The organism is Bradyrhizobium manausense, assembly GCF_018131105.1.
GTDB lineage: Bacteria > Pseudomonadota > Alphaproteobacteria > Rhizobiales > Xanthobacteraceae > Bradyrhizobium > Bradyrhizobium manausense_B.
In genome coordinates this window covers 416,332-436,829 of sequence record NZ_JAFCJI010000001.1, presented here as the reverse complement: position 1 = coordinate 436,829, position 20,498 = coordinate 416,332, and the positions used below count along the sequence as shown (strand labels likewise).

The 20,498-nt window shown below is 64.2% G+C and carries 17 protein-coding genes; 10 read left to right on the top strand and 7 right to left on the bottom strand.

Annotated elements, in window-relative coordinates:
* Positions 1–2 precede the first annotated feature (2 nt).
* The 9 genes from JQ631_RS02090 (at position 3) to JQ631_RS02050 (ending at position 6,931) form a co-directional block, all read left to right on the top strand.
* Positions 3–683 carry an SDR family NAD(P)-dependent oxidoreductase gene (locus tag JQ631_RS02090; protein ID WP_212323543.1) on the top strand — a complete coding sequence of 227 codons (681 nt, stop codon included), beginning with the start codon at positions 3–5 and terminating at the stop codon, positions 681–683.
* Between the two features lie 149 nt (positions 684–832).
* Entirely contained in the window at positions 833–1,840 is a 1,008-nt protein-coding gene (locus tag JQ631_RS02085) for an amidohydrolase family protein (protein WP_249160094.1), read from the top strand.
* A 120-nt stretch (positions 1,841–1,960) separates the two neighbouring features.
* Positions 1,961–2,701: a FadR/GntR family transcriptional regulator gene (locus tag JQ631_RS02080; RefSeq protein WP_212323541.1), complete on the top strand. Its 741-nt coding sequence runs from the start codon at positions 1,961–1,963 to the stop codon at positions 2,699–2,701.
* A gap of 38 nt (positions 2,702–2,739) precedes the next feature.
* Entirely contained in the window at positions 2,740–3,186 is a 447-nt protein-coding gene (gene rpiB / locus JQ631_RS02075; protein WP_212323539.1) for a ribose 5-phosphate isomerase B, read from the top strand.
* A gap of 50 nt (positions 3,187–3,236) precedes the next feature.
* Positions 3,237–4,031 (top strand): transporter substrate-binding domain-containing protein, encoded by a 795-nt coding sequence (locus JQ631_RS02070; RefSeq protein WP_212323537.1) that lies wholly within the window; start codon positions 3,237–3,239, stop codon positions 4,029–4,031.
* 8 nt (positions 4,032–4,039) lie between these two features.
* Positions 4,040–4,846: a transporter substrate-binding domain-containing protein gene (locus JQ631_RS02065; protein ID WP_212323536.1), complete on the top strand. Its 807-nt coding sequence runs from the start codon at positions 4,040–4,042 to the stop codon at positions 4,844–4,846.
* 15 nt (positions 4,847–4,861) lie between these two features.
* Entirely contained in the window at positions 4,862–5,545 is a 684-nt protein-coding gene (locus JQ631_RS02060) for an amino acid ABC transporter permease (RefSeq protein WP_212323535.1), read from the top strand.
* Positions 5,542–6,198, top strand: a complete 657-nt coding sequence (locus JQ631_RS02055; protein WP_212323534.1) for an amino acid ABC transporter permease — start codon at positions 5,542–5,544, stop codon at positions 6,196–6,198. Before JQ631_RS02060 ends, JQ631_RS02055 begins: the two co-directional genes overlap by 4 nt.
* Positions 6,176–6,931: an amino acid ABC transporter ATP-binding protein gene (locus JQ631_RS02050; protein WP_212323533.1), complete on the top strand. Its 756-nt coding sequence runs from the start codon at positions 6,176–6,178 to the stop codon at positions 6,929–6,931. Before JQ631_RS02055 ends, JQ631_RS02050 begins: the two co-directional genes overlap by 23 nt.
* A gap of 137 nt (positions 6,932–7,068) precedes the next feature.
* Here JQ631_RS02050 and JQ631_RS02045 read toward each other — a convergent pair whose 3' ends face one another.
* The 4 genes from JQ631_RS02045 to JQ631_RS02030 all read right to left on the bottom strand — a co-directional run bounded on the left by JQ631_RS02045 (position 7,069) and on the right by JQ631_RS02030 (position 12,898).
* On the bottom strand, positions 7,069–7,668 hold the full coding sequence (locus JQ631_RS02045) for a DUF2865 domain-containing protein (RefSeq protein WP_212328454.1): 600 nt from the start codon (positions 7,666–7,668) through the stop codon (positions 7,069–7,071).
* 88 nt (positions 7,669–7,756) lie between these two features.
* Positions 7,757–7,921: a twin-arginine translocation signal domain-containing protein gene (locus JQ631_RS32605; protein ID WP_212323532.1), complete on the bottom strand. Its 165-nt coding sequence runs from the start codon at positions 7,919–7,921 to the stop codon at positions 7,757–7,759.
* A gap of 256 nt (positions 7,922–8,177) precedes the next feature.
* Positions 8,178–11,285 (bottom strand): DEAD/DEAH box helicase, encoded by a 3,108-nt coding sequence (locus tag JQ631_RS02035; RefSeq protein ID WP_212328453.1) that lies wholly within the window; start codon positions 11,283–11,285, stop codon positions 8,178–8,180.
* Between the two features lie 425 nt (positions 11,286–11,710).
* Entirely contained in the window at positions 11,711–12,898 is a 1,188-nt protein-coding gene (locus tag JQ631_RS02030) for a CaiB/BaiF CoA transferase family protein (protein WP_212323531.1), read from the bottom strand.
* A gap of 172 nt (positions 12,899–13,070) precedes the next feature.
* On the opposite strand from JQ631_RS02030, the gene JQ631_RS02025 reads away from it, so the two are divergent.
* The gene (locus JQ631_RS02025; protein ID WP_212323530.1) at positions 13,071–13,958 is read left to right on the top strand and encodes a VOC family protein; all 888 of its coding nucleotides are present in this window, start codon (positions 13,071–13,073) and stop codon (positions 13,956–13,958) included.
* A gap of 62 nt (positions 13,959–14,020) precedes the next feature.
* On the opposite strand, the gene JQ631_RS02020 is transcribed toward JQ631_RS02025, so the two are convergent.
* Genes JQ631_RS02020 through JQ631_RS02010 form a run of 3 tightly spaced genes read right to left on the bottom strand, consistent with a single transcriptional unit; the run spans position 14,021 to position 20,326 of the window.
* Positions 14,021–16,915, bottom strand: a complete 2,895-nt coding sequence (locus tag JQ631_RS02020; RefSeq protein ID WP_212323528.1) for an NHLP bacteriocin export ABC transporter permease/ATPase subunit — start codon at positions 16,913–16,915, stop codon at positions 14,021–14,023.
* Positions 16,912–19,068, bottom strand: a complete 2,157-nt coding sequence (locus JQ631_RS02015) for an NHLP family bacteriocin export ABC transporter peptidase/permease/ATPase subunit (RefSeq protein WP_212323527.1) — start codon at positions 19,066–19,068, stop codon at positions 16,912–16,914. Before JQ631_RS02015 ends, JQ631_RS02020 begins: the two co-directional genes overlap by 4 nt.
* Complete coding sequence (locus tag JQ631_RS02010; protein WP_212323526.1) at positions 19,061–20,326, bottom strand: NHLP bacteriocin system secretion protein; 1,266 nt, start codon at positions 20,324–20,326, stop codon at positions 19,061–19,063. Before JQ631_RS02010 ends, JQ631_RS02015 begins: the two co-directional genes overlap by 8 nt.
* Between the last annotated feature and the right edge of the window lie 172 nt (positions 20,327–20,498).

The following is a 20,498-nucleotide window of genomic DNA, read 5'->3' as shown; positions in this document are numbered from 1 at the left end:
TGATGGACAAGCGGCCGCACGCGCTCGTCACAGGCGCCAGTTCGGGAATCGGCGCGGCGATCGTCGAGCGCCTGTTGCGCGACGGCTGGCGCGTCACCGGGATCAGCCGCCGCGCTGGGTCCTTCGACCATCCGGCGTTCGATCATCTGTCGCTTGACCTCAGCGACGTCGACACGATCGAGGGCGCTGTCGCGGCCGTCGCGCCGACGGCGCTGGTTCATGCCGCCGGCATGCTCAAGGTCGGTCCGCTCGGATCGCTCGACCATGACGACGGCGCTGCGATGTGGCGTCTGCATGTCGACGTCGCCGAGCGCCTCGCCGATGCGCTGGCGCCGCGCCTGCCGCAGGGAGGCCGCATCGTCCTGATCGGCAGCCGCACCGCATCCGGCGCGGCCGGCCGGGGGCAATATGCCGCGACCAAGGCGGCGCTGGTCGCACTGGCGCGGTCCTGGGCCAGCGAACTCGCGCCGCGGGGTATCACGGTCAACGTCGTTGCGCCCGCCGCGACGGAGACGCCGATGCTGAAGGACCCGACGCGCGCCAATGTCGTGCCAAAACTGCCGCCGATCGGCCGCTTCATTCAGCCGGCTGAAGTCGCCGCCGCCGTGGCCTTCCTGCTCTCGACTGATGCGGCCGCCATCACCGGGCAGCAGCTCGTGATCTGCGGCGGCAGCTCGCTTTGAAACAGGGCGTGGTCCTCGTGAAGCGGCAGGCCGACTGATATCCGGTCAACATTCAACACCGGACCAAGACCGGACATTCTCCGAGGTCGCAAATGGGCCAGAAGCGCTAGTTCCTGCGGCCGACCAGCTCTCGCCTCACGAACTCTTCTTTGCTGGCCGGACTGCCCTCTATATCGTCGCCCTTACTGGTTGATTTCCTACAAGGTGCAGTCATGAGCGACGAGAAAACCTGGAAAGGTCCGATCGTGGACGCCCACCAGCATTTCTGGGACCCGATCACCAACGATCATCCATGGTTGCGTCCGGACGTCATGATCCCGTTTCGTTACGGCGACTATTCCGCCATCAAACGACCCTATCTGCCCGACGATTATCGCAAGGACGCCGCCGGTCACGCCGTCTGCGAGACAGTCTATGTCGAAACCGAGTGGGATCCGAATACGCCGCTCGACGAGACGCGCTACGCATCCGGACTGAACGCCCACTGTCGCCTGCCCAACGCGGTCGTGGCCCAAGCATGGCTCGATCGCGACGACGCGGCCACCGTCATCGCCGGGCAGGCTGCATTTCCGTTGGTGCGGAGTATCCGGCACAAGCCGGAAGGGCCGGTGTCGCCCAAGGATGTCGGTCGGACTCGGACACTGATGTCCGACGAGAGATGGCGGCGCGGTTTCGCCCTGCTGGAAAAGCATGGCCTGCACTTCGACCTGCAGACGCCGTGGTGGAATCTGGACGAAGCGATCGCGTTGGCGCGCGATTTTCCGCTTACGTTGATCATCCTCAATCATGCGGGCCTGCCGGCCGATCGCAGTTCGGAAGGGCTCGCCGGTTGGCGCGCTGCAATGGCGCGACTTGCCGAGGAGCCAAACGTCCGCGTCAAGATCTCCGGCATTGGCTTGCGCAACCGTCCGTGGAGCGTCGGCGACAATCGCTGGATCGTCGAGCAGGTCGTCGCCATGTTCGGCGCTGATCGCGCGATGTTCGCCAGCAACTTTCCGGTCGACAGCCTGTGCGGATCGTTCGACACGATCCTTTCGGGCTTCAAGCGGATCGCCGCACGCTATTCGGAAGCCGAACAGGCGCGGCTCTTTTGCGAAACGGCGCGCCAAGTCTATCGCACGAACGAAAATGACCGGGCGCCGGCCCACGCCGATTGAACGCTCGTGCCGCCGTAACGACGCCAGAACAAAAAGTCGCATAACCTCTTCAAGAGCTTGACGCCGTCGTCTGGTCTGCCTACTGGTCTTACCACGGTTAGATCAGTTGGAGGACCCCGCGTGGAACTGAAGCGGCCGGACGAGGGCGAGAAGGGATTCGAGAAGGTGTTCGCCTTCTTGCGCGACCGCCTGCTCGCCGGCTCGTTGAAACCCGGCGACCGTCTGATTTCCGAGCGCGATCTGGCAATCCAGTTGGGCGTCAGCCGGCCGCTTGTCCGCGAAGCGCTGCGAGCGCTCTCGATGCTCGGCATCGTCGAGATCCGGGATCGCATCGGCACCATCGTCACGCGACCGGACGTCTCGGTCTTGAATGACTTCTTCACCTTCGCGCTCGCCCAGCAGGCGGACATGCTGGACGATGTCATGCAGGCGCGTGTCGCGATCGAATGCCAGGCGATCAGGCTCGCCTGCGAGCGTGCCGACATCGCCGACTTCGAACGTCTTCGGGCTGCGCTTGCGAAGATCGCGGACACGATTGACGAGGCGGATGCCGGCGGCATGGCCGACTTCGAATTCCACCGCAGCATCGTGCTGGCGTCGCATTCGGAGACGCTGGCCGTCCTGCACAATTCGATGAAAGGCCTGCTGACGCATTCGCATCGCAGCCGTCGCGAGCTGGTTCAGGCGTTTCCCTCGATGAAGAAATATCTGATCGAGGATCATAGACGCGTCTTTGAAGCGGTCGTCGCACGCAACCCGGATCGGGCCGATGCGGCGCTGCGCAAACACTTCGAAATCGGCAATGAGTACAGAAGGCGGGCGCTCGTCGGCGAGCACGACAAACGCAAGGCCTCGCGCTGACGCCACAAGCCAACAACGACGAACAGCAGGAAGAACACATGAAGATTGTCGTAGGCTCGGACCACGCAGGTTTTCCCATGAAAGCGGAAGTGCTGGCCTTCCTGAAGGAGAGCGGGCACGAGGTGCTGGATGTGGGCAGCTTTGATCCCGCTCCGGTCGATTTCCCGGATATCGCGCGCAAGGTCGCAGCCGCGATCACCTCGGGTCAGGTGGAGCGCGGCCTCATGGTGTGCGGCACGGGCGTCGGCGCCTCGATCGGCGCCAACAAGATGAAGGGCATCCGGGCCGCGGTATGTCACGACGTCCACTCCGCCCACCAGTGCGTCGAGCACGACGACGTCAACGTCATGTGCATTGGCGCGCAGATCGTGGGTGCCTGGCTCGCCAAGGACCTGATCGCCGCCTACCTCGGCGCCACGTTCTCCACCGCCGAGGAGTTCCGGCGGCGGGTCGCCAAGCTCGCGATCATGGATGCCGAACGCTAGGAAACGGGAAAAACAACGAACATCAAAAACAGACCAAACGGGAGGAGGCAATGTTGAAGAAGATAGCAACGTCGATGGCGTTCGCCATCACGGCCTTGCTGGCCGCGATGTCCCTCGCACACGCCGACGCACTGGACGATATCAAGAAAGCCGGCAAGATCCGCATCGCCATCGATCTCGGCGTGCCGCCCTACGGCATGACGGATGACAAGTTGCAACCGACCGGGCTCGACGTCGAGGCTGCCCGGCTTCTCGCCAAGGATTGGGGGCTCGAATTCGAGCACGTGCCGACCACCGGCGCCTCCCGGATTCCTGCGCTGCAGACCGGCAAGGCCGACCTCGTGATCTCGAGCCTCTCCTACACGGCGGAGCGCGCGAAGGTCATCGATTTCTCGTTGGGCTATGCCGTGCTGCGAACGGTCATCGCCGCCCCGAAGTCCGTGGCTCTCAAATCGATGGCTGATCTCGATGGCAAGACCGTCGCCACGGTGCGCGGCACGACGCACGACACGCAGCTGACCAGGGAGGGACCGAAAGGGATGAAGCTGGTCCGTTACGAGGATGATGCCACCGAGGCGCAGGCCTTCCTCAGCGGGCAGGTCGACATCTTCTCGACGGCGGAAATGATCGTCCCGCAGGTCGACAAGAAGAATCCGGCGCGGCAGGTGGAGATGAAGTTCGTGCTCGACAACTTCAAGCTCGCCGTCGGGGTGAAGAAGGACGAGAAGCGCCTTCTGGCCGAGGTCAACGCGTGGGTATCCGCCAATCTCAAGAACGGGCGGCTCAATGAACTAAACAAGAAGTACTTCGGCGACAACCTGCCCGATCTCATTCTGAAGCAATAGGACCAGCCATGACCAATACGATCTCCCGCCGGCTGATTGCAGGTCTGGCGCTCGCGGCCCTGTCGCTGTCGTTTGCACCGGCTCAGGCCGATACGCTCGACGGCATCAAGAAGGCGGGCAAGGTCCGGATCGCCATTGATACGGCCATCCCTCCCTTCGGCATGACCGATGACAAGCTGCAGCCGACCGGATCGGATGTAGACACCGCGCAGTTGCTCGCCAAGGATCTCGGAGTTACCCTGGAAATCGTGACCACCACGGGTCCCACGCGTATTCCGATGCTGCAAACCGACAAGGCGGACCTCGTCATCTCCACGCTGTCGATCACGCCCGAGCGCGCGAAAGTGATCGATTTCTCGATTCCGTATGCCGATCACCCGTCGGTTGTCGCCTCGTTGAGCACGGTCCCGCTCAAGGAGATGGCCGACCTCGCCGGCAAGAAGGTTGCCGTCGTGCGCGGCACGACGCAGGACACCGATCTCACCCAGCAGGCAAAAGGCGCCCAGCTTGTGCGATACGAGGACGACGCCACGATGGCGCTCGCATTCGCGTCGGGCCAAGTGGACATTCTCGCGACAGCACGCTCGTTGCTGCCGGCAATCAGCAAGAAAAACCCGGCACGAACGGCAGAGTCGCGCATTACCATGCAGACGTTCTACCTCGCTATCGGCATGCGCAAAGACGAGCCGAAGCTCAAGGAATGGGTGAACGGCTGGGTGAAGAGCAACCTTCAGAACGGGAAGCTCGGTGCGATCTACAAGAAGTATCACGGCGTCGACATTCCGGTGGAGCAGTTGCTGAAGGCAGGCAACTGAGCAGGCCGGACGAGTATGCTCTACAAGTTTGACTTCTCGTTCCTGCTCGAAAGGTGGCCGGCGTTCCTTACGGGCGCCTGGCTCACGGTTCAGCTTACCGTATTGTCGATCGCCATCGGCTTCGTTGTCGGCACGCTGTGCGCGGTCGCCCGGCTTTACGGCCCGCGCATCTTGCGGCTTTCGGTCGGGGGCTACGTCGAGCTGATCCGCAATACACCTCTGCTGGTGCAGATTTTCATCGTCTACTTCGGCCTGTCGAGCATGGGTCTCAAGCTCTCTGCCGAGGTGTCCGCCGTAATTGCGCTCGTGGTCAATATGGGGGCCTACACGACAGAGATCATGCGGGCGGGCATCCAGTCCATCCACCGTACCCAGCTAGAGGCGGCGGATTGCCTCGGCCTTACGCGGGTTCAGACGATCCTGCACGTCGTGCTGCTGCCGGCCGTCGAGCGAGTCTATCCCGCGCTCACCAGCCAGTTTGTGCTCCTCATGCTGGCTTCGTCGATCACCTCACAAATCTCGGCCGAGGAGCTGACTGCCGTCGCCAACAACATCCAATCCGACACGTACCGCAGCTTCGAGGTGTACATCATCGTTGCGGCGATCTATCTCGCACTTTCCCTGCTTTACAGACTGGCGTTCAAGGCCATCGGCCTCATGGTCTTTGCGCGCCGCCGGCGGCTGGGCACCGCCCTATGATCCAGCTCAACCCGCACCATATCTGGTACCTCATCACGGCCGCACAATGGACGGTGCTGCTGTCGTTGCTTGCGTTCGCGGGCGGCGCGCTGGTCGGCCTGCCGATCGCGCTGATGCGGGTGTCGCCGAACCGGGCGCTGCGCATAGCTGCCGGCGGCTACATCCAACTCATCCAGGGGACGCCGCTTCTAATCCTGCTGTTCCTGACCTATTTTGGCCTCGGCATCCTCGGCTACAAACTGGCGCCGTTGGTGGCCGCGGGCTTGGCGCTGACCTTGTATGCCGCCGCTTTCCTCGGTGAGATCTGGCGCGGCTGTATCGAGGCAGTGCCGCGCACGCAGTGGGAAGCGTCCGATTGCCTCGGCCTCGATCGCTTCCAGCAATACGCCTACGTCATATTGCCGCAAGCCGTCCGAATGGCCATTCCGCCGACGGTAGGCTTCATGGTGCAGATCGTGAAGAACACGTCGCTGGCCTCCGTGGTCGGCTTTGTCGAGCTCACGCGCGCAGGCCAGATCGTCAACAACTCGACCTTCGAGCCCTTCATCATCTTCTGTGTCGTGGCCACCATTTACTTTGCGATGTGCTACCCGCTATCGCTGGCCAGCCGTTTCCTGGAAAGGAGTGCCAATGCAGGCCGCGCCAGCCACTAGCGCCGCCGTCGTGCGGGTCACGAGCTTGGTCAAGGAGTTTGGACCGCTGCGCGTTCTCGACGGGGTGAGCCTTGACGTGGCGCGCGGCGAGACCGTGGCCATCGTCGGCCGGAGCGGATCCGGCAAGAGCACACTGCTGCGCTGCATCGCCGGGCTCGAGAAGACCCAGGGCGGCAAGATCGAGGTTTGCGGTTACGAAGTCGGCAGACCCGGCAAGGCCGCGCGCGCGCAGTTGCGCCATGACGTCGGCATGGTCTTTCAGGGCTACAACCTGTTTCCGCATCTCACGGTCGAGCGGAACATCACCTTGGCGCTGACACTGGTGAAGAAGGAGCAGAGGGACGCAGCGCAGCGGAGGGCGTCCGAGGTGCTGCGCCTCGTCGGGCTGAGCGACAAGGTCAGTTCCTATCCAGAGCAGTTGTCCGGCGGACAGCAGCAGAGGGTCGCGATCGCCCGTTCCCTCGCTCTGTCTCCCCAGGTCATGCTCTTCGACGAGGTGACTTCGGCGCTTGATCCGGAACTGACCGCAGAAGTGCTCGCCGTAATGGAAGATCTTGCAAAACGCGGCATGACGATGATCACCGTGACACATGAGATGGGTTTCGCGCGCAAGGTCGCGAACCAGGTCGTTTTCATGCACCGGGGAAAGATCTGGGAAAGCGGTCCGACTTCGGAACTATTCGCTCGGCCGCAGACGGCCGAATTCAAGCAGTTCATTTCGAGCGAGCTTTAGCCTGGCCACGTCTGCTTCGGGTCAAAGGCGTGCCTGCTTCACTCAAATTGGACCCAAGTACGTCTCCAATCTTCTCAAAGCATCCGCCGTTGAATTCACCTACGGTCGACCTCTTTTCGCCGGCAACCGTGCGCGGGTCACCTCGGGTTCGACGCGCTGTTTGCCGTCAAGCCGGTTCGCGCCGGCGCGGCCACGGGGGTGAAATCCGGGGTTTGGTCATTGCCGAGCCGTATGCCGCTATAGGCGACGAGCCCGTCGGTGGTGGCCACCGCGTCGCCACGGCGCAGCGAGCCGTCCAGCGCGAGATCAATGGGTGCCAGGCCGCCGGGACTGTGGCCATTGCAGGTGCAGTCGGCGCGCAGCGCCTTCCGATAGGCAAAGGCGTTCTCGCTGTCCGCATAGCGTTCGCCAGTTGCGGCATAAGCGCTGTCGATGCTGGCGCCGAAGAACACTTTGGTCGGGCTTGTCGGACAGAAAGCCTGGCACATCTGCGTCGGCGAGGCCGCGCCGCGCATCAGCGGAAAGTATTTGCCGTCGCAGCTGCGCACGCAGAAGGCAGGTCCCGCGCTTCCGACAACCGGCCGCGGCGTCGGCGATTGCGCATTATTGTCATTGCCGAGAGACGGGGCTTGCTGCTGCTTCCGGCCGCCACCGAAAAAGAAATCAAGCAGCCCCTCAGCCGAACTCATCTCCGGCGTCAGCACGACGGGGCCAACGATGATGGAAGCAGCAAGCAGGCGGCGAAGCTTGCGCTGAAAGGACCACTGGATACCTTGCTCCACCCGACGCAAAGGACCTCCTTGCAGCGCGGCGCGCTGCGCTTCCTCAACTCGTTTCGCGTGTTAAGCTCGCTCTATGGCGGACAAAGGGAAAGAAAGAGGCCGGAGGGCACGGCGCGCGCCACATTCTCCAACCGTCATTCACGGCCGGTGTCGATCCTGCTGCAGCGCCAATAGCGCCGAGTTCGCCGATGAAGTCCCGCCGTCGCATGTGTCCCCCGTACGGGCCACGCTACTGGTCGCGAGGTTAGCACCTTTGCAGCGGTCTGTGCGGCAATTTAGCGAGCCTGTTGCCCCGGGGGCGGCCTTCAAGGAAGAATGGTCGAGAGGGGGCAAAATGCGAAGAAATCGCACCTCATTCGATCACTTCGTCCGCACGGGCGAGAAGTGTGTTTGGCAAATGCAGGGAAGCGACCGATCGCCGGTTCAGACAATTTTTTTGGAGATCATTACGAGCACGCTCTCGTTCACGACTCGTCGAGAAGCTCCAGCAATTCCTCGATCCGCTCGAACGGGGCATCGCGCATCGGGCCGTGGTAGACGACGCGATCGCCATCGCGCTGCAGCGACTTGCCCTTGGACTTCCGCAATCGCCCCGGCAGGAACGTCGCGGCCACCGCCGCCTGCCCGACATCGAGGCGGATGATGCCTCTGCGCTTGCAGTCGAGCCGCAGCCGCGCCGCGGCGAAGAAGTCGCGAGCGGCTTGCGGCAAGGGCCCGAAGCGGCGCGAGGTTTCTTCCTCAAGATCGTCGAGATCGTCTTCGCTGGCGCAGCGTGCGGCACGGGCATAGAGCTCAAGCCGCACCGGCGCGGATTGCACGTAGCTCGCCGGCAGCATGTCGGCGACCGGCAGATTGAGGTCGGGCACCCACACCACGGACATGCCGTCGTCGACCTTTTCGGACGCCATCTTGAGCAAATGGCTGTAGAGCACCGGGCCGAACACCTGGACGTGGCCGGATTGCTGCTCCGAGAACAGATCGCCCGCGCCGCGGAGATCGAGGTCGCGCTCGCTGATGGCGAAGCCCGCCCCCGGCCGACTGAACTCTTCCAGCACGGCGAGCCGCTTCTCTGATTGCACCGAAGCCGACTCGGTCAGGAGATAGGCGAAGGCGCGGATGCCGCCGCGGCCGACGCGTCCGCGCAGCTGGTGCAACTGGGCAAGACCGAAATTTTCCGGCCAGCACACCACGATGGTGTTGGCGCGCGGGATGTCCAGCCCGCTCTCGACGATGTTGGTGGCCAGCAGCACGTCGGCCTTGCCTTCGACGAAGGTCATCATGCGCTCGTCGATCTCGTCGGCCGGCAATTTACCGTGCAGACAGACGATCTTGAGATCGGGCGCCACCGCCTGCACGCGCGCCAGCATCGGCTCGAGATCCTGGATGCGCGGGCAGATCAGGAAGCTCTGGCCGTGCCGCCGCTGCTCGCGCAGCAAGGCCGAGGCGATCGCTGCATCGGACAGGGGCGCGATCTTGGTCGCGACCGGCAACCGGTGCACCGGCGGCGAGGCGATCAGGCTGAGATCCCTGAAGCCGGCGAGCCCCGCAGCCAGCGTGCGCGGGATCGGCGTGGCGCTCATCCAGAGCGTATGGACATTCTTCGCAAGCCCGGACAGCCTGGCCTTCTCGGCGGCGCCAAAATGCTGCTCCTCGTCGATGATGACGAGGCCGAGATCGTCGAACTTGACGTCCTTCGACGCAAGCGCCTGCGTTCCGACCACGACCTTGGTCCGACCGCTGCGAAGGCCTTCCTTGGTCTCCCGCGTCTCCGCGCCCGATGTGGCGCGCGAGAGGCTTCCGACTTCGATGTCCAACGGCGCAAAGCGCTTGCGGAAAGTCGCGACGTGCTGCCGGGCCAGCACGGTCGTCGGCACCGCGATCGCCACCTGCTTGCCCGAGAGCACCACGGCCGCCGCCGCGCGCAGCGCCACCTCGGTCTTGCCGAATCCGACGTCGCCGCAGATCACGCGGTCCATGGGATGGCCGGACGCGAGATCGTCGAGCACGTCGTGGATGGCCTTGGCCTGATCGATCGTCGTGAAATAGGGAAAGCGCGCGACGAATTTCTCGTAAGGCGCGCCCGGCGGGACCAGCCTGGCCGCCTTGCGTCGCTTGCGCTGGTTGATGTGCCTGGCAAGCACCTTGCCGGCGACCTGGATCTCCTGCTCCGCCTCGCTGCGGCGGGCCCACCACGTACTGCCATCCGCCTTGTCCAGCGCGAGCTTGCCTTGCTCAGTCGCATAGGGCCACATCAGCGCCAGATCCGGCGGCGGCACGAGAACCGCATTGTCGCCGGCGAAGGACAGCCGGACCATCTCGCGCATCGCGCCGCCGCCGGTGTTGACGGTCTGCAGGCCATCGAGCACGCCGATGCCGCGCTGGAGATGCACGACCACCGTGCCCTGCTCCGGCACGTCGGCATGATCGAAGGCCGCGCTCCAGCTTCGCGCCATCGGCTGCGGATGATGCGCACGGCTGCCGAGCACATCGGTCGCGGTCAGGACGACGGAAGACTTCTTGCCCGCAATGACGAAGCCTGTATCGAGATCGGCGAGCAGCGCCACGTCGCGGTGACCGGCGCTCTCCACCTCCGCCCAGTTCGCGACGCGCTCCGCGCGCACGCCGCTCATCCGCTCGATTGCGCGCAGATCCTCCTCAATCGCTGCGACGAGGATGAACCGCGAACCGTCGTGCCTGACGTCCTCGACGAAGGCGCGCAGGGCTTTCCTGGCTGATGTCAGCTTGGAGAATTCCGGCGTCGGCTGGAACGGAGAGGTTCGCGGCATCACCTTCATGCCGCGGGTCGCCTGCTTCCAGTCGGCACGTGCCAGATATTCGCGCTCCCTGTCCGCGCGGCCGGCGGCCTCCTCGATCGTGCTCAGCCAGGCATCAGCATGCAAGGCGACGCCCGCATCAGCGATCCACTTGGCCTTGCCGCAATAGTCGAACAGCGTCGCACGCTTGGCCCGCGCGCCTGACATGGCTGTTCGCTCCGACATGGGATCGACGAGAAGCTCCCTGGTCTCGAAGATGATGTCGTGCTCTTTCGGGTCGAACGCCACGATCCGCTTGATGGCGCGCCCGGAATGCTCCACCCGGAACGGACCGAGTGCGCCTGCAGGAAAGATTTCGAACGTCTGGCCGTGAAACAGGGCGCCGCCGGGATAATCCGGCTCGTCGTCGAGATCATAGCCCAGCTCCTCAAGGCGGGCGCGCAGCTCACTCTCGGAGAAGGTGCCGCCGACCTTCAAGGCCGTGCTCATGCGCAACAGGCTCGCCGGCGCCGGCAGGCGCTCCATCACGGCCTCCGCCGTCGCGATCAGAAACATCGGCTGTCTGGATTTCGCGAGGCGCCGCAGCACCGAGGCTCTGCGGCCGGCGATCTCGCGCGATGGTTCCAGCTGATCGAACGGCAGGGTGTTCAGCCGCGGAAACACCAGCACTTCGCAGGACGGGTCGAGCGCGTAAATGACGCTGCCGAGCCGCTCCGCCCTGTTCTCGCTTTCGGCGAGGAACACGAGACCGTTGCGACCGGACTCCCTCCACTGCGTCAGCAGATGCAGCGCCATCATGCCCAGAGGCGACGAGGACGAGATCGTGGCGCGCTGCGCGCCCTTGCTCCTTGTCTGCGGGCCTTTGTCGGGCGAGCGCCTTTTGGACGAGCTCTTCTTCAGGCTCTTCCTGGGCAAGTTTTTGACGGCCGGGCTCTTCTTCGGAGAGCTCTTGGTCGGCCGCACTTTCTTGGAATGACGCACGTGAATCCGTTTCTCGTCGTAAGCAGTCATCAATGCCACACGTCGCCGAGCTCAGGTCGGCTCGGTCGCGAATGGTCATGCATATGGGATGAGGTGCACGAACATGCACCTCCCCTCAACCTCATACGACGCGGAGGTCGTCGGCCAACGCAAATTGCGCGAGGACAAGCCGCCAGTCGTCTAGCAGACGCGCTGGCCCATTTCCACTCTTGTCGTTGCGTCGCGACTAAAGGATGCCGCCTTTAAATGATGCCGCTCTGGCGTAGCGCTGCAATCGCAGCCTTGTCGTAGCCGAGTTCCGCCAACACAGAATCAGTATGTTCTCCGAGCGTCGGCGGACGCGCGGCGATCTCACCCGGCGTTTCCGACAGCCGGATGGCGGCGCGGGCGACCGGTGCCTGTTTCGGCAGGCCGGGATAGTCGACGTCCTGGAGAAAGCCGGCGGCGCGAATGTGCGGATGATCCAGCGCTTGCTGCGGGCTCAGCACAGGCCCGGTGGGGATCATCGCCTTGCCGAGGGTATCGACGGCCTCCTGCGTGGTGCGCTCGGCGCACCAGCGCGCCATGCGCTCGCTGATAACAGGACCGTTGTTGCCGCGGCTGATGTCGTCGGCAAAGCGCGGATCGTTCAGCCAGTGGTCTTCTTCGCCCATCAGCTTCGCCCAGCGCTTGAACAGCGGATGGCCAGTGACCTGGCACAACACCCAGCCATCCCTGGTGCGATAGATATCCGCCGGCGCCGCCGTCTGACCGAGATTGCCGGTCGGAACGCGGTTCACATTGATGACCGCCTGCTCGATCAGTGTCGCGTTGGTGAAAGACAAGGCGGTCGCCAGCAATGCGCCCTCGACGATCTGCCCGCGCCCGGATTTGCCGCGCTCGATCAGCGCTGCGAGGGTGCCGAACGCGCAGTGCAAAGCCGTGCCGAAATCGACCCAGTTCACCGCCGCGCGATAAGGCGGATTGCCGGCGCCGGTCATGTAGACCGAACCCGACATGACCTGCCCGACGCCGTCAAAGCCGACGCGGTCGGACCAGGGGCCCGGCCCGCCGAACGCGGTGGCCGTCGTCAGGATGATGTCCGATTTGATCGCCTTGAGCGAGTCGTAGTCGAGCTTCATCGCGCGCAATGTCTGCGGTGGCAGATTGGCGACGACCACGTCGGCGGTCGCCACCAGCTTGCGCATCACCTCCTGCCCCTCCGCCGTCATCGGATCTAGCGTGATGCACTTCTTGTTACGGTTGACCTGGAGGAACAGGGCGCCCTCGCCGCCTTCGCCGACCGGTGCCACGAAGCGATCCTCGCTGCCGTCGCGCTTTTCGACCCTAATGACCTCGGCACCGAACTCGGCCAGCAATGTCGCGCAATACGGCCCGGCGATATAGCGCCCGAAATCGAGCACGCGCACGCCTTCCAGAACTCCCCCCATCGACCTCAATCCTTGGTTATTTCCAGTCAGATTACAGGGAATGCCTGTCCCGGCAAGGTGGCAAGCGCACATGGTGCCCTGCCCTCAAGATGTGATCGGCCAGGTGTTTCGGCTGGCGGAAATTCTGCTCTAGTATGGTCTTGTCCGTCCCTCCAGCGAGAAGCGCACATCCATGCCGCAACAATTCGATCGATCCACAGAAGATCTCGGCAACGCCGTCCATTTCGAGCACGTCAACATCCAGGTCCCGGACCAGCGTCTCGCCACGCTGTTCTACGTCACCGGGCTCGGGCTGACCCGCGATCCCTATCTGATGGTGTCGGACACCAACATGTGGATCAACGCCGGACGGAGCCAGTTTCACCTGCCCAGCGGCAAGCCTCAGGTGCTGCGCGGCCACACTGGATTGGTCATCGAAGGACGTGAGGCGCTGCTGGCGCGATTGGCTTCGGTCAAGAGCAAGCTCGAAGGCACGGCCTTCAAGTACGCCGAGCACAACGACTATGTCGAAGCGACCTGCCCGTGGGGCAATCGCATCCGCGTCCACGAGCCGGACGCCGCCCGCTTCGGGCGCATCACGCTCGGCATCCCCTATGTCGAGTTCGACGTGCCGACCGGATCGGCGCAGGCCATCTGCGCGTTCTATCCCGAAATCATGGGTATGCCGGCGGCCTTGCGCAACGGCGACGGCAAGGTTGCCGCGGTGAAGACGGGTCGCGACCAGCACCTGCTGTTCCGCGAGACCGATCGGCCACAGCCCGGCTATGACGGTCACCATGTGCAGATGTACATCACGGATTTCTCAGGCCCCTACCGCAAGCTGCTGGCGCGCGACCTGGTCTCGCGCGAGGACAACCAGTACCAGTATCGCTTCTGCGACATCGTCGATCTCGACAGTGGCAAGCCCCTCTTCACCGTCGAGCACGAGGTGCGCAGCGCGACGCATCCGATGTTCATGCGGCCGATGGTCAACCGCAACCCCGTGGTCAACAACCGCAACTACGCCTATAGCCACGATCAGGCGTCGTGGGCGATGGGGCCGGATCAATACGAGGGATAGGACTCCCGCGACAGGGAGCCAACGTGAAACCGGTCACGGCGCTCGCGTGAGCACCGCGTCGCTCAGAGCATCTGGCGCCGCGCGAACGAGGCGAACATGCCGGAGGCGGCGTTCAGCTCGGCGAACGTCCCTGTTTCGACGATCTTGCCGTCGACCAGCACGATGATCCGGTCGGCACGCTGCACGGTGCTCAGCCGGTGCGCGATCACGATACGGGTGACGTTCAGATTCTCCAGTGCGTCGCTGACGATGGCCTGTGATTGATTGTCCAGCGAGCTCGTCGCCTCGTCGAACAAGAGGATGCGCGGGCGCCGCGCGATCGCCCGCGCAATCATGATGCGCTGGCGCTGCCCGCCGGAAAGCGTGCTGACACCCTCGGACACCTGGGTGAGCATGCCCATCGGCATCGCCTTGATGTCGTCTGCGATGCCCGCGAGACGTGCGGCCTCCCAGGCCTGGTCGAGCGGCAACCGGATGCCGCCGCAGATATTCTCGTAGAGGTTTCCGTTGGCGAGCCTGGCGTTCTGCAAGACAACGCCGAGCTGGCGGCGCAGTGCGCTCGCATCCAGCGTCTCGATCGACTTGCCGTCGTAGAACACCGCGCCGAATTCCGGGCGTTCGAACCCCAGCAGCAGCCGGAACAAGGACGATTTCCCGCTTCCGGACGGACCTACCACCGCGACATATTCGCCAGGCGTGATCTTCAGGGAGATGTTGTCGAGCACCAGCGGGCCGTTCTGGAGATACCGGAACGACACGCGCGCGAGCTCGACCGATCCGGACAGTTCCCCTGGCGGCTTCCGGTCATCAGGAATTTCCGTCGGGCTCGCGATCAGCGGCCGCAGCCGAAGCAGCGGCGGGATAGCGATGAGCGCCTCGCTCACGCCGGCCGCCCAGGAGCCGACCGAGCCCATGGATTGGCCAAAGGCGGAAAAGAACGCGAAGAACGTGCCGATGTCAGTGAGCAAGCCGCTGCTCGAATAGGTTGCGTAAGCGTAGATGATCAGCGTCGCGATGGTAGGAAACGCCGTCTCGAACGCACCAAGGCCGTTGCCCGCCATCTGCGACGACACGAAGTACTGCTTCTGCGTCGCGAACTGCTTCGACCAGATGGCGAGCGCACGCGACGTCGCCGCGGAGACGCGCAATTTGCCGACGCCGGTGAGGAGCTGGAGGACGAAGCCGCTGACCTTGCCCTGCTGGTTGAAGTGCTTGCTCTCGAAATTCAACCGCACAAGATTGGTGCCGATGATGACCGCGGCCCGAACCAATGTCAGCGCAATGGCGAGCAGCGCCAGCTTGGGACTGTAGTAGAGCATCAGGCCGAGGCTAAAGACACAGAACAGGCCGGCGATCACGCCGCGCAGCGCGTGGCCGGTCAGGGCCCGCCGTGCGGCATCGATGCCCATGGCGCGGTCGACCAGTTCGCCGGCGGTGTACTCGCGGAAGATGGCGGTCGGCAAGCGGAGCAGGCGATCGATCATCGCCGACTGCAACCGCCAGTCGATCGTCGCCTCCATCCGCAGCATGACGAAGCCCTGCATGAGCTGGACGCCGGCCACCGACAGCCCCGCCAGAATCAGCGCAAGCGCACAGAAGGCGAGCTGGTCCAGCTCCGAGCGCGGGATGATCGAGCTGATCAGCAGATTGGTGATGAACGGCGTCACCAGCGACAACAGCCCGATCATCGCGACCGACAGCGCGATGCGCAGCCCGGAACCGCGGATATGGCGGAGGGAGAATTGCAGGAGGTCCCTGAATTTCAGGGCGCGCGACGGCAGCGGCGGATAGAACGTGGCCGCTTCCGGGGCGATCTGCGCCGCGATGGCCCGGTCAACCGGCCGGCGCGCCTTCGTGAGCGGGTCGACCATGATGTATCCGCGGCGCGGCTCGTAGACGAGTGCGACTGGATCACGTCCCTCGCCATGCCAGCCGACCATCGGGCCAGCATCCAGTCGCCACCAGTCCTGCCGAAGCAGGACCTCGCGCAGCCGCAGACGTGCGGTCTGCGCGATCTGGGAAAGGCCGGAAAGATCCTGCGCGCTGCCGTCGCCGCGACTGCTGATCGCGATCGGCGCGCGCATCGCGTTGCCGACGATCTGGCAGACGCCGGCCAGCCTGTCGGACCAGGACGCATCGACGGCTTCGTGATCGAAGCGCCGCACGATGATGCCGGAGAGGCGGTCAAAAGCCTCCACCGCTTGCGTCGCGGCGAGCCCGCTCCGGCTCGCCAGCCGCGCGTTCTCATTCTGCGCGTCGCGGTCAAGCATGTCCCGAACGCATGCGACGAAGTTTTGATGAAACCGATCGATCGCCGGCCAGATCAGATCGCCCGCCGGGGCGTCGCCGGCAGCGCCGACGGCACATCCACCTGCGCCCGCCTCGACCCATAAGCCTGACGTCAACGGCAGCGGCGGACTTCCAGCGTCGTAAGCCGCGCCTCGCCCGATCAGGCTCAGCGCACCGCGCTCGACATTGAGCCAGAGCAGGCCGCGCATCGGACCGCGACGCGGCTCGCCTGCGGCCAGCACCACCTCGCCCTCCGACAACTCAGCCAGGTGCCACTGCGGCGCCGGTCCTGCGATGAAGCGCGCAAGCCGCTCAATCCAACGCAGGGCCTGTTCGGACGCCAGATCGGTCCTGGCCACGACGGACACGCGCGTGTCCTGCGCGCCGACCGCAATGAAGCGCAGCCCGTCCGGAGATGACGCAGGATAACCCGGGAGATCGGGAATGACATCCCCCCGCGCGATTCGGAACAGATGATGCCGGCTGCCGGATTTGCCGTCTGTGACATCGATGGCAAAGACGTCCGCGTGACCGGCAACGATTTCAAGCACCTGGCCGTGGTGATCGAGCAGAATCGGCCGGCGGCCATCGAGCGCGATCTCGCCCGGCGATTCCACCGCTGCGACGAGGCCCGCAGCTGAGACGATATGGTCGATGCTATCGGTCATTCCTGCGACACCAGGCGGGCATATTCGCCGTTCAGGGCGAGAAGAGACTCGTGCGTGCCGCGCTCGACGACCTTGCCCTGCCGCAACACGACGATCTCGTCGCAATCCCTGATCGTGCTGAGACGATGCGCGATGATGATGCAGGTGCATCCGCAACGGCGCAGATTGTCGTCGATGGCCTTCTCCGTGACAGGGTCGAGCGCCGCGGTCGCCTCGTCGAGCACGACGATGGAGGGACGCCCGACCAGCGCGCGGGCGATCTCGATGCGCTGGCGCTGGCCGCCGCTGAAATTCGTCCCGCCCTCGTTGACATAGGAATCGTAATTGCCGGCGCGGATCGCGATATCGTCCTGGATCTCGCCGTCCTTGAGCGCGCGGGTGAGGTCGATGTCCGCCGTGGTGCGGTCCCAGAGCGTGAGATTGTCGCGGATCGTGCCCTCGAACAGGAAGATGTCCTGGTCGACATAGGCGATGGAGTTGGCGAGGATCTCGGGCGGGACCTCCTGGAGCGGCGTCCCGTCAACCAGGATTTCGCCGGCCCAGGGCTTGTAGAGCCCGCAGACGAGGCGGCCGAGGGTGGATTTTCCGCTGCCGGAGGCGCCGACCAGCGCCACGCGCGATCCCGGAGCCACTGTGATCGAGAGGCTGGAAATGAGCGGCGGCTCAAGCAGCGAATAGCCGAACTGCACGTCCCGGAACTCGATGCGCCCGTCCAGTCTCGCAGGAAACATCTTGTCTGATGCACGCCCGGGATCACCGAGCGGATAATTGTAGACGTCTTCAAGGCGGTCGAGCGCGCCCTTGATCAGTTGAAAGCTGCCGGCCTGATTGACCAGCGTCGCCACCGGTTCGGAAAAACTCGCCATCAACGCCTGGAAGGCGACGAGGCTGCCGAGCGTGAGCGAGCCTTCGATCACCCGCAAGCCGCCGAGGATCAGGATCGCGGTCATGGTCAGGCCGGCGATCAGGGTCGGGATCATGTCGAGGAGGATCGACGAGGACGCCAGATCGCGCTCGGCGTTCAGCACCTTGGCCTGGATGCCGGACCATTGCCCAAAGGCTTCGTCCTCGAGCCCGCTCGCCTTGATGGTCTCGATCGACCTGACGATGCTGACGACGGCGCCCAGGAGCTTGCCGCGCTCCAGCGAGAGCCCGCGGCTCAAATCCTCCCTGCGCCGCATCGACAGCCGCAGGGTGAGAACGTTGAACAGCGACAGGCCGATGCAGACCAGGGCCAGCCAGTGATCGTAGACGATCATCGCGAAGGCGAAGAACACGACCGAGGTCAGACTGAGCGCATTGGCGGCAATGCCGCCGGCGAGCAGGCGCGCAATCTGGTCATTGGCTCCGACCCGCGCCGCGATGTCGCCGGCATGGCGCTGGGTGAAGAACTCGATCGGCAGTGCCATCACGCGCCAGAGAAAGCGGCTGATCATCACGACCGAGAGCTTCGTCTGCAGCCGCAGCAGCAGCGACTGTTGCAGCAGCGTCAGGATGGTGCGGATCAGCGCAGTTGCGGCCATGCCGACCAGCAGCGGGCGCAACCATCCGTTCAGGTGCTGAATCAGGATGTCGTCGATGAAGATCTTCGAAAAGCTCGCGGCCACGAGGCCGGGGACGACCATGACGAGGCTGAGCAGGATCAGCAGACCGACCGCCGCTTTTGAGCCGCGCAATTCCCGCAGCAGCAGCCGCAACCCGGCCGGCTTGCCACCGGTCGGCGTGAACCCGGGTGCCGGCTCCATGGTCAGGACGACGCCGGTGAAGCTCCGGTCGAGCTCGTCGATGCCGATCTGCCGGCGCCCGAAGGCAGGATCGTTGATGGAGGCGGACTTGCCCTTGATGCCTTCCAGGACGACGAAATGGTTGAAGTTCCAGTGGATGATGCACGGCGTCGGCGCCGCGCCGAGCGCAGCAAGGTCCAGCCGAAATCCTTTCGCCGAGAGCCCGAAGCGCTTCGCCGCCCGGACGACGTTGCTGGCCTTGCTGCCGTCGCGGGAGACACCGCATTCGACGCGAAGCCGCTCGAGCGGCACCCAGGATCCGTAATGCGCCAGCACCATGGCAAGGCAGGCGGCGCCGCACTCCGCCGCTTCCATTTGCAGAATGGTCGGCGTCCGCTTGATTCCTGCGGTCGAGGCCGGACTATCCATCGATCCCCGTCCACTTCCGCAGCAGGGGAACAACGAGATCGATCGGGCGCCTGTTTCGCGTGGTGATCTCGGCCTGCGCCAGCGTGCCGCTGGTGAGATGAACCTGCGGCCCCTTGCCCACCGCCCAGCGATAGCCGCTTGCGGTCGACGGGTCCTGGTCCAGCGACACCGACACCGCATAAGGCGCGCCGTCATGGGAGAATACCTTGACGAGCTGATCATTGTGCAGCACGGCGGTCATGCCCTGCGGCGTCACCGGAAATTCCGAGACGCTCGAGACCACACCGATCATGGTGCCGAATTCCTCGCGCTTCACCGTGCTGGGGGCGACGCGCACCTGATAACCCGGCTTGACGCTCTTGCCCTGCTCCGCCGGGATGTAGATCACCGCTTCGAGACGGGCGCCCTCGTCTTCGATGAGAACGACCGGCGTGCCCACGGCGAGAACCGAGCCTGACGATATCTTGATCTCCAGCACACGTCCGGCAATGGGACTGAGAACCTGCGAATTGCGTCCCAGCGTTCCCGCGAGCGCCTGCATCTCTCGGCGCGCAGCGTTCGAGGCGAACTCGGCCTGCTGCAACTCATGCTCGCGCTGGGTTTCGAGGTCGGTCTTCTGCGCGTGGAGCTTGAGGATTTCGTTCTGTGAATCCGTCCGGCGCTGCTGCGCCTCCGTCAGTTCGAGACGGCGATCCTCGAGCGTCTTCCGCGTCGTCAGGCCCTTCGCCAACAGCTGTTCGAGATTCCTCACGTCGACATCGAGAGACTGCACGCGCTGGCCCGTCGCCTCGATGACCTTGTTGAAGGCCGCTTCGAGCTTGTCAAAATTGGCGGCCTTGGCGGCAAGTTCCGCCGCGACTTTTGCCGCCATGTCGTCATGCTCGCGCTGACGCTCCTTGTAGGTTTCGAAAGCGTTGCTGTATTTCTGCTCGGTCTCGGTCTGCGAGATCTGCGCGATCACCTGCCCGCGCTCGACATGGTCGCCGACGGAAACGCTGAGCGAGGCGAGCCGTCCTTCCGCAGCAGAGACCGCATCGACGACACGACCGCTGCCGACCAGAATCCCCTGCCCCGACACGCGCGACGGGATCCGGCCGTAAACGCCCCAGACCAGCGCGGCGACCAGCGCGATTGTCACGATCACGGCCAGGATCCAGTCCGCGGGCTTGGTGATCGCAACGAGATGATCAAGCTCCTCCGGCGAGGCCGCACGCTGTAGCGCGCTGGCGCGGAAGATTTTGTCAGTGCCCTCAGTCACACCGTACTCCGTCGCAAAACATTTCGGTGCGATCGTCCGCTTGGACGAGGCCGAGAATGGGATTGAGCGAAATTGTGAGCGGAGCTAAGTTCGCAACGAAGTCGAATTGAACCTGTCGAGGCGGAGAGCATCGGACACATCAGATGAATTGGCAAGCGGATCGCATCGCGCT

What these genes read in the sequence shown, in the direction of transcription:
- JQ631_RS02030 (WP_212323531.1), bottom strand. Translation starts at nt 12,898, where the DNA reads ATGGGGGGAGTTCTGGAAGGCGTGCGCGTGCTCGATTTCGGGCGCTAT.
- JQ631_RS02055 (WP_212323534.1), top strand. Translation starts at nt 5,542, where the DNA reads ATGATCCAGCTCAACCCGCACCATATCTGGTACCTCATCACGGCCGCA.
- JQ631_RS02035 (WP_212328453.1), bottom strand. Translation starts at nt 11,285, where the DNA reads ATGATGGCGCTGCATCTGCTGACGCAGTGGAGGGAGTCCGGTCGCAAC.
- JQ631_RS02070 (WP_212323537.1), top strand. Translation starts at nt 3,237, where the DNA reads ATGTTGAAGAAGATAGCAACGTCGATGGCGTTCGCCATCACGGCCTTG.
- rpiB (WP_212323539.1), top strand. Translation starts at nt 2,740, where the DNA reads ATGAAGATTGTCGTAGGCTCGGACCACGCAGGTTTTCCCATGAAAGCG.
- JQ631_RS02015 (WP_212323527.1), bottom strand. Translation starts at nt 19,068, where the DNA reads ATGGATAGTCCGGCCTCGACCGCAGGAATCAAGCGGACGCCGACCATT.
- JQ631_RS02050 (WP_212323533.1), top strand. Translation starts at nt 6,176, where the DNA reads ATGCAGGCCGCGCCAGCCACTAGCGCCGCCGTCGTGCGGGTCACGAGC.
- JQ631_RS02020 (WP_212323528.1), bottom strand. Translation starts at nt 16,915, where the DNA reads ATGACCGATAGCATCGACCATATCGTCTCAGCTGCGGGCCTCGTCGCA.
- JQ631_RS02090 (WP_212323543.1), top strand. Translation starts at nt 3, where the DNA reads ATGGACAAGCGGCCGCACGCGCTCGTCACAGGCGCCAGTTCGGGAATC.
- JQ631_RS32605 (WP_212323532.1), bottom strand. Translation starts at nt 7,921, where the DNA reads ATGCGACGGCGGGACTTCATCGGCGAACTCGGCGCTATTGGCGCTGCA.
- JQ631_RS02025 (WP_212323530.1), top strand. Translation starts at nt 13,071, where the DNA reads ATGCCGCAACAATTCGATCGATCCACAGAAGATCTCGGCAACGCCGTC.
- JQ631_RS02060 (WP_212323535.1), top strand. Translation starts at nt 4,862, where the DNA reads ATGCTCTACAAGTTTGACTTCTCGTTCCTGCTCGAAAGGTGGCCGGCG.
- JQ631_RS02065 (WP_212323536.1), top strand. Translation starts at nt 4,040, where the DNA reads ATGACCAATACGATCTCCCGCCGGCTGATTGCAGGTCTGGCGCTCGCG.